This is a genomic window from Gemmatimonas phototrophica (assembly GCF_000695095.2).
In the GTDB taxonomy this organism is placed as follows: Bacteria; Gemmatimonadota; Gemmatimonadetes; order Gemmatimonadales; family Gemmatimonadaceae; genus Gemmatimonas; species Gemmatimonas phototrophica.
The window spans coordinates 1,331,800-1,345,509 of sequence record NZ_CP011454.1; the positions used below are offsets into that span (position 1 = coordinate 1,331,800).

11 protein-coding genes are annotated in these 13,710 nt (G+C 62.7%); 5 read left to right on the forward strand and 6 right to left on the reverse strand.

The genetic code is table 11. From position 1 onward, the window contains the following. Positions 1–9: 9 nt before the first annotated feature. Positions 10–528 (reverse strand): TetR/AcrR family transcriptional regulator C-terminal domain-containing protein, encoded by a 519-nt coding sequence (locus GEMMAAP_RS05570; RefSeq protein WP_053334222.1) that lies wholly within the window; start codon positions 526–528, stop codon positions 10–12. 335 nt (positions 529–863) lie between these two features. Between GEMMAAP_RS05570 and GEMMAAP_RS05575 the strand changes: the two genes are divergently transcribed. From GEMMAAP_RS05575 to GEMMAAP_RS05585, 3 genes are all read left to right on the forward strand, one after another. Then, on the forward strand, positions 864–1,418 hold the full coding sequence (locus tag GEMMAAP_RS05575) for a hypothetical protein (RefSeq protein ID WP_043581038.1): 555 nt from the start codon (positions 864–866) through the stop codon (positions 1,416–1,418). A 217-nt stretch (positions 1,419–1,635) separates the two neighbouring features. Further along, positions 1,636–3,963, forward strand: coding sequence for a TonB-dependent receptor (locus GEMMAAP_RS05580; RefSeq protein ID WP_082821089.1), 2,328 nt, complete (start codon positions 1,636–1,638; stop codon positions 3,961–3,963). An 871-nt stretch (positions 3,964–4,834) separates the two neighbouring features. Further along, positions 4,835–5,368, forward strand: coding sequence for a fasciclin domain-containing protein (locus tag GEMMAAP_RS05585; protein WP_026849895.1), 534 nt, complete (start codon positions 4,835–4,837; stop codon positions 5,366–5,368). A gap of 91 nt (positions 5,369–5,459) precedes the next feature. On the opposite strand, the gene GEMMAAP_RS05590 is transcribed toward GEMMAAP_RS05585, so the two are convergent. Beyond that, complete coding sequence (locus GEMMAAP_RS05590) at positions 5,460–5,879, reverse strand: hypothetical protein (protein WP_043581036.1); 420 nt, start codon at positions 5,877–5,879, stop codon at positions 5,460–5,462. A 418-nt stretch (positions 5,880–6,297) separates the two neighbouring features. Here GEMMAAP_RS05590 and GEMMAAP_RS05595 point away from each other — a divergent pair, with 418 nt between their 5' ends. Then, a complete protein-coding gene (locus GEMMAAP_RS05595; protein WP_026849893.1) occupies positions 6,298–6,783 on the forward strand; it encodes a VOC family protein in 486 nt (161 codons plus the stop codon). 65 nt (positions 6,784–6,848) lie between these two features. On the opposite strand, the gene GEMMAAP_RS05600 is transcribed toward GEMMAAP_RS05595, so the two are convergent. Next, entirely contained in the window at positions 6,849–7,289 is a 441-nt protein-coding gene (locus GEMMAAP_RS05600; protein WP_026849892.1) for a DUF2721 domain-containing protein, read from the reverse strand. A 105-nt stretch (positions 7,290–7,394) separates the two neighbouring features. Here GEMMAAP_RS05600 and GEMMAAP_RS05605 point away from each other — a divergent pair, with 105 nt between their 5' ends. Continuing rightward, positions 7,395–8,195: a carbon-nitrogen hydrolase family protein gene (locus GEMMAAP_RS05605; RefSeq protein WP_026849891.1), complete on the forward strand. Its 801-nt coding sequence runs from the start codon at positions 7,395–7,397 to the stop codon at positions 8,193–8,195. A gap of 61 nt (positions 8,196–8,256) precedes the next feature. Here GEMMAAP_RS05605 and GEMMAAP_RS05610 read toward each other — a convergent pair whose 3' ends face one another. The 3 genes from GEMMAAP_RS05610 to GEMMAAP_RS05620 all read right to left on the reverse strand — a co-directional run bounded on the left by GEMMAAP_RS05610 (position 8,257) and on the right by GEMMAAP_RS05620 (position 13,592). Next, complete coding sequence (locus GEMMAAP_RS05610; protein ID WP_053334221.1) at positions 8,257–10,020, reverse strand: ATP-binding protein; 1,764 nt, start codon at positions 10,018–10,020, stop codon at positions 8,257–8,259. A gap of 334 nt (positions 10,021–10,354) precedes the next feature. Further along, positions 10,355–12,415, reverse strand: coding sequence for an outer membrane protein (locus GEMMAAP_RS05615; RefSeq protein ID WP_026849890.1), 2,061 nt, complete (start codon positions 12,413–12,415; stop codon positions 10,355–10,357). 127 nt (positions 12,416–12,542) lie between these two features. Continuing rightward, positions 12,543–13,592, reverse strand: a complete 1,050-nt coding sequence (locus tag GEMMAAP_RS05620) for a glycerophosphodiester phosphodiesterase (RefSeq protein WP_053334220.1) — start codon at positions 13,590–13,592, stop codon at positions 12,543–12,545. Positions 13,593–13,710: the final 118 nt, after the last annotated feature.

A 13,710-nucleotide genomic window follows, 5' to 3' on the forward strand; every position in this document is an offset into this window, starting at 1 on the left:
CCACGTCCGCTAGGAAGGATCCCGTTCGGCGCCGTAGGCCCGTGCGAACATGGCGCTCTGATCCGCGATGAAGGCTTCAAGGTCCAGCGGGCGATACGTCCGTCCGTCGAGTTCCGCCTGATGAAAGTACCCGAGCACGAGGGGGCCGAGCAGGGTGAGCGCGGCGCTGCGGGTATCGCAGTGTCGCATGTCCCCGCGTGCCACGTGTCTCGCCAGTCGCACCTCGAGCGCCCCGATCGTTGGCTCCAGCAGTTCCGCCAGACAGGCCCGCGCTACGTCGGACTCCGCCATCCCATTGGTGAGTCCGACCATGAGGGTTCGCGAGACACCGGAACGAAGTCCTTCGGCGAACAACGTGAGGAACCACGACGCGGATTCCTCGAGCCCAGGCAGGTCTCCCGCCGCGATCTGCATGAGGAATGGCTGCCCCACTTGATGCTGATGCTCCAGCACCGCGCGGAGCACGCCTCGCCGATCAGTGAAGTAATGCCGCAGAGTGCCCAACGACACCTCTGCGGCGGCGGCCATCTCGCGAAAACTTACGGAAGGCCCATCGGGCTGCTGGACCCGGTCGAAGATCCGCTCGACGATTGCGCTCCGAGTGTCAGTGAAATCCGCGTTACGGCGTCCGGGAAGTCGAGGCATGGCGGAAATGTAACGAAGTCAATTCGGCGACTTCACGCCGACAACGGCATCACCTGGCGATTATCCACCACACGTCGCTCTCCTGGATGCGCACCTCCCGAATGGCCGAAGTCACCCGGACGATGCACAACAACTGCGAAACAGAGGGTTGCTGGATGATCGGAAAGTGAAATAGAATAAGCAAGAAGAGTTAAACAATCACCTAATCCGACTCGACCATGACCGTCGCTGCCCGCATCGCATCCGTCCCTTCGCTGAACTTTCGCCGTATGTGGCGGGTGCTGCTCGCTACGGCGCTCGGCGTACCATTGCTGGCGCAGGGGCCCTCGCGTCATGAGCCGCCGGGCGTACTTCCCGCGGTGACGTTGCGCGACCAGTTCGATGGGCGCACGGTCCTTTCGTCCCCACCCGGGCGACCCGTGGTGCTGCTCGCCTCCACCCGCGCGGGCAAGGATGCGGCCGCGCGCTGGCAGCGATGCCTGCAGGACGTCGGCGCGACGGCCGGTGTGCGGGTCGTGTCGGTGGCAGACTTGGCGGGGGTGCCGCGGCTGCTGCGTGGCATCATCCGTGGCGTCATGCCGTCGGATACGGCTGCGCGGGTCCTACTCGATTGGGAGGGCACTCTGGCGCGACGTGTGCGCGGCGACGCCGCCCCGCTGGTGGCGGCCGCCTACGGGACGGACGGGCGACTCACGGGCTGGGAGGCGTTGTCGTTGGAGCGCGAGGACCCGGCGGTCGCACAGCGGCTCCTGGCCGGGCTCCGCGGGCCCTGATCGACACCCATCTCGCCGTCATGGGTCGGGTGTGCCGCGCCGGTCCTGGGCATTCCAGGTTTGGGCGGTTCCTCGTTCCCCGTGCCATGTAACAAAAAAACCCGAGGCACCGACGATGGGAACCGACCGGCGAAGAATCTATTTAATATGCAAGGAGTGTTAACCTATAAAATCATCGGCGATCGCTCAGGACAGCGAACGCCCCAAGGAGCATGCCATGTTCATCCGACACTTTAGCCGCCGACTTTCCTTGATCTCGGCGCTCTTGCTCGCGGCGGCATCCGCGTCCAAACCGCTCGATGCACAGCAGGCGACCGGCGTCATCGCCGGCCGCGTGATCAATGCCACCACCGAGGCGCCGATCGAGGCCGCTGCGGTGCGCGTGGTGGGACAGGAGCTCGCCGTCCAGACCGACAGCACCGGCCGCTTCACGCTGCGTGGCGTTCGCGTGGGCATCGTGACCATCGAAGTGCGACGACTGGGCTACGCCCCCGTCTCGCGCGGTGACATCGCCGTGTCCCCGGCCAAACCGGCGGAAGTCGTAGTGACCCTTCGTGCGGCCGACGTGCAGCTGCAGACCGTGACGGTACGCCCCGAGGCATTCCCGGCCGTCATGCCGGCCGCCACCCCGGTGTCCACGCAATCGTACACCGCCGAAGAAGTGCGTCGGCAGCCCGGCGCGCAGGAAGACGTGTTGCGTGCGGTGTCCGTCGCCCCCGGCGTGGGCGTGACCAATGCCGCCCGCAACGACATCGTCGTGCGCGGCGGGGCACCCTTCGAAAACCTCTTCGTCGTGGACAACATCGAGGTCCCGAACATCAACCACTTCGGGTCGCAGGGCTCCACGGGTGGACCGATCTCCCTCATCAACATTCGATTCGTGGAGAACGCGGCCTTGTCGGCTGGAGGATTCGGGGCGCGCTATGGCGACCGAACGTCATCGGCCACGACCATCACCCTGCGCGAAGGCAACCGTGAACGCATCGCGGGCGAACTCAACGTTTCGGCTACGCAGTACGGCGCCGTGCTCGAGGGACCGCTCGGCCGCAAGGCATCGTTCTTCCTGAACGTTCGACAGAGCTATCTCGACTTTCTGTTCGACCTGCTCGGCCTGAGCTTCATTCCTCGATACACCGACGCCACGGCAAAAGTGGCATGGCGCCCCACGAAGCGTGATGTGATCAGCGCACTCGCGATCGGGGCGCGCGGCACATTCACCTTTGAGAACGACACCGACACTGCCCGCGTGTCGAATGCGCAGATCCTCGCGCCGCAGCAGGACCAATACTTCAGCGGGCTCACGTGGAAGCGGCTGCTGTCTCGCGGTGTGGTCAATACAACACTCGGCCGTACCTGGACCCGCTATCGTAGCGTCCAGAACGACACGCTGCTCCAGCCGGTCTTCTCGAACCGCTCCACCGAAGGCGAGACCACCCTGCGCAGCGATCTGACATGGAATACGAAAAGCAACATGACGATCGAGGCAGGCACGATATTCAAGTACGCGAATGAGCTCTCGTACGACGTGACCCTGGCGGGCTTTGCGCGTCGCGATCTCGCCGGGGTGCCGAGGCCGCTCGCCATCGACACCAGCTTGACCGCGTGGCGAAACGGGAGCTATGTGCAGACCAGCTGGCAGGCGAGCCCGAAACTTCGTCTTTCCACTGGACTACGCGGTGACTGGTACGGCTTCGCCGATGACGCGGTGCGCCTTGCGCCGCGCGCGAGTGCGGCCTGGCAGGTCGATGACGCCACGACCTTCACGCTCGCCGGCGGCCGGTACTGGCAGGCCCCGAGCTTCATCTGGCTGGTGGGCGCGCCGCAGAACCGTAGCACCGTCAAGCCGTTCCGCGCCGATCAGCTGGTGGCGGGTGTCACGCGGCTCGTGGGCTCGAGCACCAAGCTGCAGGTGGAAGTGTATGGCAAGCGGTACGGCGATTACCCCGTGCGCGAGTGGCGCCCGCAGGCGGTGCTGAGTCCGAGCGGTTTCGACGATGCGAGCACCGATATTCCCTTCGGTCTCGAGCCACTTGGCTCGACGGGTACCGGTGAAGCGTACGGTGTGGAAGTGTTCGCGCAGCGGCGTCTGGGGAGCTCACCCTTCTACGGACAGGTGGCGGCGAGCTGGAATCGCACGCGCTTCGCGGGTGTGGACGGCGTCTCCCGCCGCGGGGCCTTCGACACGCCGGTACTCGCGAATGCGCTGGTCGGATGGCGTCCCGACTCGCGGTGGGAGGTGGCGCTGCGCCTGCGCGCGGCGAGCGGTCTACCGTTGACACCGTTCGTCACCTCCGGCAACCTCGCCGGCACATTGGACTTCGCGCGGTACAATGCCGAGCGCCTCGGTCCGTTCGTGGCAGCGGACGTACGCGTAGATCGCCGCCTGATCCTGGGGGGGCGGCAGTTTATCGCGTTCCTCGATCTACAGAACGTGACCAATCGCGACAATCCGCGTCCGCCCGTGTGGAACCTGCGCACTGGCCGACCGGAGCGTGACACGTCGCTTGGCTTGTTGCCGTCCATCGGCATCAACTACGAGTTCTGAGGTTACGGGCAGACTCGCCGGGTGGGCGAGGCGCCCATCAATCGACCGTCTCGTCAGCGGCCCTCAAAATGCTGGTGCGAGGGCCGCAGTTGAGTTGACTGTCGTTACTACCTCGGCTCCCTTCGGTACGTGTACAGTCGTTGTTTGCCTAGCGTACTGCCGCACGAACCACTTCCTCACTGCCCCTTTTGAAACGTCGCAAATCTCGCTTGGTGGTATCTCCCCAAAGCATCCCGCCATTTCGCGGCGAGCACGGTACGCGTCAGGGCGCCCCTCGCCAAATAGCACGACCATCATCAACAATGCGGTGATATGGATGGACTACGAACGCTGCGCTCCACGAGGCTTCGCCGAATCAGTTGAACACCCGGAACAGAAGGCGCCACGGACCATCGTCTAATGTCAAGTAACTTTTCGCATATTGTGTCAAGTCTTGGCTGCGTCCCGACAGTCGCATAGCCCCGGCGCATAGTGGAGAAAGCTTCTAGGAACCGTCACGTGGTCGCGTCGTCGCGGCATGCGTTCTCCACCATCCGTCGTCACCGCCCGCGAACCGCACGCGCCGTGATCGCTGCGAGGATGTCCTTGTGTCGCTACACGCCGGTATGGCGTTCCCATTCGTCGTCAGCGTTGTCACCTTGGTGTCGCATAAGGACACGGTGGCCGTAAAGGTGGCGTGTGTCCGGGAGTCCTGAACGCCCTGATGAGCTCGCGCGCACGGGCGGCTCATGCCGGAGTTGGGCACAAAATTGCATGTATCCGCGTTCTGTCGGTGATTGCTCGATTCGCTCCTTGCACCGTTGTTGAATCGAATATCCCGATACCTGCGAGCCGCGCGGGATCGTTCTTCTCTTGCCAATGAGCCTACCACATGATCCGCCGCACTGCTGCAATCCTCTCCATTGCCTTGGTTTCCGCCTGCGCTGGCGACAAGACCGAATCAGCTCCGGTTGACTCCACGGCAATGGCCCCGGCCGCTTCGGCGCCGGCTGCTGTTGATATTGTAGAAACGGCGGTTGCCGCCGGTACCTTCACCACGCTCGCCAAGGCGTTGACAGCCTCCGGGCTGATTGAGACCCTCAAGGGCACCGGCCCGTTCACCGTGCTGGCGCCAACGGACGAAGCGTTCGCCAAGATTCCGGCCAAGGACCTTGAAGCGCTGCTCGCCGATACGGCGGCTTTGAAGAAAGTATTGACCTACCACGTCATTTCCGGCAGCGTGCCGGCCTCGACCGTGACGACGTTGACTGAAGCGACGTCGGTAGAGGGGAGCAAGATCATGATCAAGGTCGTGGACGGCAAAGTCATGCTGAATGACGCCTCTGAGGTCACCGCGACGGACATTGCGGCGTCCAACGGGGTCATCCATGTCATCAACACGGTGTTGATGCCACCCAAGAAGTAAGAGGGACGTTCGCCCGCCCAAATGGGCGGCAACGTCTGGCAGAGCAGTCGGCGGTGCACACGCCGGCTGCTCTTTTTTTATGTGCTGTTGTTCAGAACGACATGCGTACGGATGCCCCAGTCCGGCGGCTCAGCTGTGGTCGGATACTCACCCGCTCGCCCAACGTCGGCAGGGGCACGCGTTTCCAGTGGTCCACATGGCGAACGGCACCTACGATCCCACCAACGAACGCACCGGTCACCGCACCCAGTATGCCACCCAGCACTGCGGCGTCACCGCGTGAGAACTCGAAGAGGCAGTATTCGTCTGAGGAGCAGCCGGAATCGGAATTCGAAAGCGCCGAGACCAGCGCGAGCGTGCTACCTCCAATAAGCGTGCCGGCGCCCACCGACGACAGGACGTTTCTGCGCCGCCCCAGAGAGACATCGAGGTAGTCGAGTGAGCCAATGGCAACCGCCAACGTATCGCCGACCTGTTGAACGATGTACATCGAATCGGCGGTGGTTGTCACATAGGTTCCTGTTATGCGCTTTGGGGGGAGCACACCCCCGACATGCTGTCGCACGCGGACCCGACTTCCTTCGCTCGGGAGAATCACGGCTGTGGCGGGCGATGTCTGGGCACCGCCTTCACGGAGCGGTATTGTGGATAGCACGGCCAAGGCAACGCCGTATCCAAAGAGACGGACGGCGGATGCGAGTGGGAGGCCAAGAATGCGGCGGGGCGCTTGCCGGTGAAAAGGCATGGGAACTCCTGGTGAGGGGGAAGTGACACCCCCACAATGGGCATGCGTCGATGTACGAAATATCCGTCAGATGACGTACGCTCCCCCCGACTACAGTGCGCGTGCCCATCGCCGATGAATTTTGCTTGTGCAGGGAGTCCAAGCGATACGCTGTCGATCATCCCACTCCAATGAGGAACAACGCATGTTTGTTCACGCCAGGAACACGATCTGCCTGTGGTACAACGGAGACGCCGAAGAGGCCGCACGCTTTTATTCGGCCACGTTTCCGGAATCAACGGTCCACGCGGTGCATCGGGCGCCTGGGGATTTCCCCGATGGCACCACCGGGCAGGTTTTGACAGTGGAATTCACCGTATTGGGTGTTCGCTGCCTGGGGCTCAACGGAGGGCCAAAGTTTCCTCAGACGGAGGCGTTTTCCTTCCAAGTGGCGACCGAAAACCAGGAAGAAACGGATCGCTATTGGAACGCCATAGTAGGGAACGGCGGGCAGGAAAGTGCGTGCGGCTGGTGCAAGGACAAGTGGGGGCTGAATTGGCAGATCACACCGGTCGTGCTTTCGCAGGGCGTGACGCATCCTGATGCGGCGGTCGCCAAGCGTGTGTTCAAGGCCATGATGACCATGCGCAAGATTGATATCGCCGTCATCGAGCAGGCAGCGCGCGGCTGAATAAGGTGTACTACCAACGGCACGACATGTTTCAGTCACGTCTGGCGCGCGGAGTCGCCCGCGCGTCAGTGCGGCCCTATGCGCAGGGATTGGGTCGCGAAATACACCTCGCGCAGAAAGCTTACCAACCCGGCAATTACGCACCCCATCGCAATGACGAACAGCCCCGCGATGAGTCGCGACAGGTCTTGCGACAGGAATGCACTCACGAATAGCACGGCAATCACGACGCACACCAGTAATGCCGCGGTCGTACACAGGCTGATGGCGCGGTTGATGAGTCGCGCCCGCCGTGACAACATCGTCAGGTCACCGCCTGCCACGAGTTTGAATTCCCCCGTGAGATCAGGCAGATGCCCCTCGAGCAAACGCGCCCGATCAATGACCCGGGCCAGCCGGTTGGTCAGCACGCCAAGGAGCGACGCAATACCGGTGAGCAGAAAGACTGGCGCGATGGCCAGCTGAATGACATGCGCGATGGCGCTGATTTGCACATTGGGTTGCATCTGGTAAGCTAGCACGAGACAGGATCCGCGCGTGGCGTTACACTCCAAGGGTGACCAGGTGTCGGCTTTCTGCTGGGTTACGACTCATCCTTCACGCGCAATTCCATGGCGACCACTGTCCGTATTGCCCTGGCCAACCTTCGGGCCGCAACGACGCCTGACGAGTCTGTTGCCCTTGCGGCCGCGGCTATTGCCGAGGCCGGTGCGGCCGGCGCACTCATCGTCTGTTTCCCCGAATGTTTTGTTCCGGGATATCGTTGGACAGCAACGTCACGACCAGCACCCGATGCCGCGTTTCTCGCCCAGGCGCTTCTGTCGGTTGGCGCGGCGGCGAAGGCCGCCGGTGTAGGTGTCGTGATGGGCATGGAACGGCTAACGCCGGGTGGTCTGCAGATCTCGGCCGCCGTGTTCGACACAGGTGGCACGCTGCTGGGATGGCAGGACAAGGGGCAGATTGACCCCTCGGAGGAGCCTATCTATCCCGCTTTTGGGGCGGAACGCCGAGTGTTTACGGTGGGCACGCTCACCTTTGGAGTGGTGATTTGCCACGAGGGGTGGCGATATCCCGAAACGGTACGATGGGCCGCTCGACGTGGCGCTCAGGTGGTGTTCCATCCGCACGCGAGTGTCGCCGAGCCGGGCGGCTTTACACCATCAACGTACGCAGATCCGCGCAACAGCTTTCACGAAAAGGCGGTCTTCTGTCGGGCCGCCGAAAACACCGTGTACTTTGCCACGGTGAATTATGCCAGCGAAGGGGCGGGGACGACGTCGGCTGTCGCGAATCCAGATGGTTCGTTGCTGGGCTATCAGCCGTACGGGCAGCATGGGTTGTTTCTGGCCGATCTTGATTTGAAGGCCGCCACGGGGCTGTTGGCCTCGCGCTGCCGGACGTCACCATTGTAATACAGCAATTCCAGGGATCATGCCGGTTGTTGGCGAGGCCCTGGAATGTGCTGCCCTGTACTCAGGCCGCATCCATTGATCGGCCATCGAGAATTTCGCGAATCAGGTGTGCGGTTCGGCGAGGCTCGTAGGGCTTGTACACGAAATGGGTCCCAGCCGGGAGCTCGCCCGTTTGTGTCTCCAGGTAGTCTCCGGTGTAGCCACTCACGAACATCACCTTGATGCCAGGCTGCAGATGCCGAAGGCGTTCCGCGAGCTCGAATCCGTTCATTCCCGGCATCATGACATCGGTAAACAACAAGTCGAGCGGATGACTCGTTGAGGCAATCTCGAGCGCTTCCGCGCCGCCTGACGCGACCAGTACGTTGTATCCCTGGCGCCGCAGGAACCGCTCGGCCACCCGGCGAACGGCATCCTCGTCCTCCACCAGGAGGACGGTCTCAGAGCCGCCGGCGTCGGAAATGGTGGCCACCACTTCCGAAGTGGGCTGTGCTGCCGATTCCACTGCCGGCAGCAGCACGTCAAAGGTGGCACCCGCGCCAGGGCTCGACTCTACGAGAATTGAACCACCGTGCTGCTGGACGATACCATAGGCCGTCGCCAGCCCAAGGCCGGTCCCTTCACCCGGGGCCTTCGTTGTGAAGAACGGCTCGAAGAGGTGCTCTCTGACACTCACGTCCAATCCGATGCCTGTATCGCGCACCCGAATGCGAACGAACGGTGCATTCACCAATCCCACGCGCGATACTTCCACGTGGCACTCACCGCCATTGGGCATGGCATCACGCGCGTTGGCAATCAGGTTCATGAGGATCTGCTCTATTTGATTCGCATCCCCATTGACCCACAAATCCCGCTCCGTGGCGTTGACGAGCAACTCAATGCGCTCACCGAGAACGCGTTGCAGCATGCGGGCGATATCTTCAACTTGTTTGCCCGCATCGAAGACCGTACGCTCAATGACCTGCTTGCGGCCGAATGCGAGCAATTGCTTGGTGAGATTGGCGGCACGCTCGCTGGCGCCGAGGGCATCCTCAAGCGGCTCCCGATTGGCGCCCGGAGGCAGATCTTCGAGCGAGAGGTGGAGATTGCCGTCAATGACGGTGAGCAGATTGTTGAAGTCGTGCGCCACACCACCAGCCAGGCGCCCCAGTGATTCCAATCGTTGTGCGTGCAGCAGCTGCTCGCCAAGCAACCTGGCTTCCTGTTCTGCGCGGGCCCGCTCTTCCATCTGGGTCTGCAGTGCGGCATTTGCTGATCGAAGCTCTGCCGTACGGAGGGAGACCTTCGCATCGAGGTCGGCCAGCGCCTCATTCAGTGCACGACGCTGCTGCTGATCGAGTTCGGTGAGTACCGCCAGCTCGCGAAGATTCCGGGCGCGAAGGACAATGAGCGCAATGGCCACGGCAGACGTGGCCGCCATCATGGCCAGGTAGCGCGCCACGAGCGACGGCTCGGCGACGCGCAGCAATACCGGCACCGCGGCTGCCCAGAGCAATGCCACCGCGATCGCGCCCCACCGTACAGACGTCATGCCGGCGCCGGCACCGACCAGCAGGACGCAAAGATAGATGGCATGGTACGGCTCACGCAGCAGCCACATTGCCAGCAGGATATTGCTGGCAATCAGCAGTATCATGCCCGTGCCTATCGCGTGCGACTGTGCTTCACGCACGCGTCCCCCGCGAATCAACCACCAGACCGACCCGCACACCAGCGCGGTGATCGCATCATGGGTGGCCATGATCTCGCGGATGCCCGGCGGAAAATCGATGAGGTTATAGACGACAAACCCCACCATGATTGCCGCGGCGACGGCAGCCATGGGCCGGAGCGTATTGAGGGAACCACCGGTCGCAGGCGAATTCGCTACGTAGGACACGGTCAGCGACGCCCTGGCTGGCAGTGCATTCCCATCGCGTTCCAGAGCATCGCAGTCAGGTTAGACAAGACGACCCATGTAGGGGACAATCTTCAGTCTCCGGAAGGAGCTTTCGGAAGTCTACGCATTTTCAGGCACGGGCGCGAGCAGTTCCCTAGTGGAGTTCCAAAGGAGGGGGGCAGCTTTCGGACAGGGTGGCCTGGCTGGTTTGCGGCGCCCGGTCGGGGCCCCGGACGCGATGCGGAGTGGCGTTTACGCCGGTAGTGGCCAGACGGGGCTATCTGTTTCGGCTGAGGCCGACGAGCACACGCGTCTGATTGAAGAGATTGATCCCCTGCAGTTCCATGTTCAGATACAAAGGCGTCTCTGTGGCCGGACGCAGGGAGAACGACGACCCAACGGCCGTGTTGACCCCGAGGACGGTGGGCGAAAAGATGCCGGCTCCTACGGTGGCGTAGGGGTGAATTGTCCGGGTGCCGCCAAAGGAGCCGAACGTATACTGCACATTGGCCAGCGCGAGTACTGACAGATTATCGCCGCCAAAACCAACGGCGAGCTCAGGGACAAAGCGGAATCCGCTATTCGGACGGATAGGCCCCAAATCGGCGCGTGTGCCAACGACGAACTGCACGTCCCCGTCATCGAATCCCAGCCCGGCATAGGGGCGCAGGTCACTGGTGCGGGTGCGTTGCAATCGTTGAAAGACCGGAGCCGCGTCACGGTCCAGCGTGACGACCTCCTGAGCGGAGGGAGGGGCAATCACGGTGACAGTCTGCGGGGGGGGCGGGATGAGTGCGGCGCGCTGGAGCGCATCAATGCGCGTCGAAAGCCGGCGCTCCATTTCCCGGAGCTCCGCCGAAAGATCTCCCGCCGGTGCTATCGCGGGCGGCGTGTTTGAAGGACTCATGACGCTATCGCGACGCATCAGCATGCCGTCCATTCGTTGGACCAACACACTGTCACTGCCCATGGTCCGTGGGGGCCAGCCATACCGCAAAATGACTTCTCCCTGAGTCGGTACGGGGATCGTGATCCATTGTGATGATGGCGTAGCGCCCCGTTGGATCTGCGGCTGCATTAGGCGGCGACTGGAGTCGCTCCTCATACGGAGGCTGTCCGGAGACGCCCGCATTCCGCGCATCTTGATACTGCGCTCTCGATCTTGCTGCTGCGCCGACGGCGTGGAGCGCCCGCCAAAGCTGATCGTGAGCCCAGCGGTCAGCATGGTGTTGTGGGTCAAATCGCTGGTGCTCGCCACGGCGTCGAGATCTTCATCAACGGTCATGATGTAGTCGCGGATGGCGCCATTGATGCGCAATCGATCCGTTAGCCGGAAGCTGGCACCGCCCCCTACGATAAACGCGGTCTTGTCTACTCGTTTGCCGCCCAGCGAGTCCGCGAACGTGTCCTTGTAGTCAATTTGTCCCGCGCCGGTGATCAGGTATGGTGAAAGCCCTGCGCCGGTGGACAGGTTGAACTGCGCTTCGCCACCGAACCCGGCTACTGGCGCGGGGCCATCCCGATCGTCGTTCACTCCGCGCCAGTAGAAGCCTCGGATCCCGAACACCGGCGAAAAATCAATGCCCGCCCGAACGCCAGCTACTTCCAGATCGGGCAGTCGATGCGCACCGGCGTAGCGCAGCTGGCCAACAAATAGTTCGAGTGGTGCCGTTGAGCCACTCAGCCCGCCATCATTGCCCTCGTCGCTGCGCATGGTGCTCAGGGGAATGGTAACCGCCGCACCATAAACAACGTTACGCAGGGTCTTCAGGTTTTCCGTGCTGGTAGTGTCGGGGCCAAAGAGCGTGTTGGGCCTCATGCGAAAGCCCATCTGTTCCGCGTACACTTCCGCGTTCAGTCCCGCAAATCCGAAGCGCACGCCTCCCCCGGCACTCACTGCGATACGATCTTGCCGAGGGGCAGAGTCTGGTTCAAGGCGAAGGACGCCCGCTCCGAGACGTGCAAAGGGAACGACTGCGGCATCACTCAAATTGAACTGTATGCTCGTCCCGTAATGCTGGAGATCCAGTGATTTCCCTAGGGAGCGAGGGCCAAATAGTGCGCCGCCCCGTGTGGCATCGGGCTTGGCCTTGTTCTGCAGGAAATAGAACGGCTGCAGTTCCACCCACTTGCCAAAGCGGAGTGCCAGTCGGCCACCGTAGAGGTAGCCATCTTCGAGCGGAAAATCCGCATCCCACTGGATACGCTGGGCTGAGGGAACGGCGGACACACCAACCTGCTGCGCGAACAACGGCGTGGCTGGCAGCAGCGCGAGCGTGGAAAGCAAACACGCGCGGAGTGTGCTCCGCGCGTGACGTGACAGTCGAGACTGGTGCATGAGGCAATGGTGTTGTTGGAGATGTCAACGCTGGACCAGCAGAATGCGCTCGGTCGACAGCGTTCATCATTGCAAGTCTCATGCGCCGCACCCGGTACAACTTAAAAAATGTGCAGGCTCATTCCGTTTATCGTGAGCGCGCGCCCTGTTCCCGTCCGAGTGCGACGAGCACTGCACGGAGCAGATCCGGACGATCGGTGGTGATCCCGTCCACACCCATGGCGATCAGGGCCTTCATGTCGGCCGGGTCGTCTACCGTCCACGGATACACCCGAAGGCCCAACGCATGAGCTTCGGCGAGGCGTTCGGCGGTCACGTTCCGAAGGTGCGGGGACCAGTGTTTGCCACCAGCGGCCGCTATCGCCCGCGGTACAGAGCCGCCGTGGGCATCCACATCGACGCCACCCATCCAAATGGCCGCACCGGGGCGACCAATCTGTATGGTGTTCCAGTCGGTCGAGTCCCGCCCTTCGAAGGTGAGGTAACTGGTCGGCATGGTGGGAGCGATCTGCTGCACACGCATCACGGCCCGCCAATCGAAGGCGATGATCTGGGCGCGATCATCCACGCCGTGGTCCCGAAGCTGGGCGATCGTTCGCTCCGCCAGCAGCGCGGGCGGCGCTGAGAGCTCCGGGTGCGTGGGATCCGTCTTGATTTCCACGACGAGTCGCGTGGGTGGGGCACACTCCGCCTTGAACAATGCAATCACCGCGGCCAACGTTGGCACGCGCTCACCCTCACTTGGCTGTTGGAGAGGGTGACGCTTGGCATAGTCCGATCCCGGGCGCAGCTGCCCCACATCATAGCGCTGCAATTGCGGGACCGAGAGCGCGCGTAACAGAGGCCGCGGTTCGGCAATGCTGTAGGCGCCGCTGCTGTCGCGCGTCAGATCGGGGTGTAACGTGTAATCATGATGTACTACCAGCACGCTGTCGGCCGAGAGGTGAACGTCGAGTTCAATGCCGGTGACGCCAAGGGCACAGGCGCGCCGGAATGCGGCCAGCGTATTCTCCGGTGCCAACCCGGCCGCGCCACGATGCCCGATGATCTCGAACGATCGCGCGCTCCGCATGGGCTGTGCGACGAGGCGAGGGGCGGGTACGCACAAGGCGCTGCACATCGTGGTGAGCGCTACGGCGGTGGCCCGGGAGCGCACGGCGAGGGAAAGATGCAACATGAGGCAAGCGGGTGAAGGGATCGGGAGGCTCGCGAAGTGTAGCCACCTTCATGGGGGACGACTCAGGGTGGAGGCTTCTGTTGCCGAACCGTCGCTGGGCCGTGACCGGTCGCCGTCG

What these genes read in the sequence shown, in the direction of transcription:
- GEMMAAP_RS05570 (WP_053334222.1), bottom strand. Translation starts at nt 528, where the DNA reads ATGGCCGCCGCCGCAGAGGTGTCGTTGGGCACTCTGCGGCATTACTTC.
- GEMMAAP_RS05575 (WP_043581038.1), top strand. Translation starts at nt 864, where the DNA reads ATGACCGTCGCTGCCCGCATCGCATCCGTCCCTTCGCTGAACTTTCGC.
- GEMMAAP_RS05580 (WP_082821089.1), top strand. Translation starts at nt 1,636, where the DNA reads ATGTTCATCCGACACTTTAGCCGCCGACTTTCCTTGATCTCGGCGCTC.
- GEMMAAP_RS05585 (WP_026849895.1), top strand. Translation starts at nt 4,835, where the DNA reads ATGATCCGCCGCACTGCTGCAATCCTCTCCATTGCCTTGGTTTCCGCC.
- GEMMAAP_RS05595 (WP_026849893.1), top strand. Translation starts at nt 6,298, where the DNA reads ATGTTTGTTCACGCCAGGAACACGATCTGCCTGTGGTACAACGGAGAC.
- GEMMAAP_RS05600 (WP_026849892.1), bottom strand. Translation starts at nt 7,289, where the DNA reads ATGCAACCCAATGTGCAAATCAGCGCCATCGCGCATGTCATTCAGCTG.
- GEMMAAP_RS05605 (WP_026849891.1), top strand. Translation starts at nt 7,395, where the DNA reads ATGGCGACCACTGTCCGTATTGCCCTGGCCAACCTTCGGGCCGCAACG.
- GEMMAAP_RS05610 (WP_053334221.1), bottom strand. Translation starts at nt 10,020, where the DNA reads ATGGCTGCCGTCGCCGCGGCAATCATGGTGGGGTTTGTCGTCTATAAC.
- GEMMAAP_RS05615 (WP_026849890.1), bottom strand. Translation starts at nt 12,415, where the DNA reads ATGCACCAGTCTCGACTGTCACGTCACGCGCGGAGCACACTCCGCGCG.
- GEMMAAP_RS05620 (WP_053334220.1), bottom strand. Translation starts at nt 13,592, where the DNA reads ATGTTGCATCTTTCCCTCGCCGTGCGCTCCCGGGCCACCGCCGTAGCG.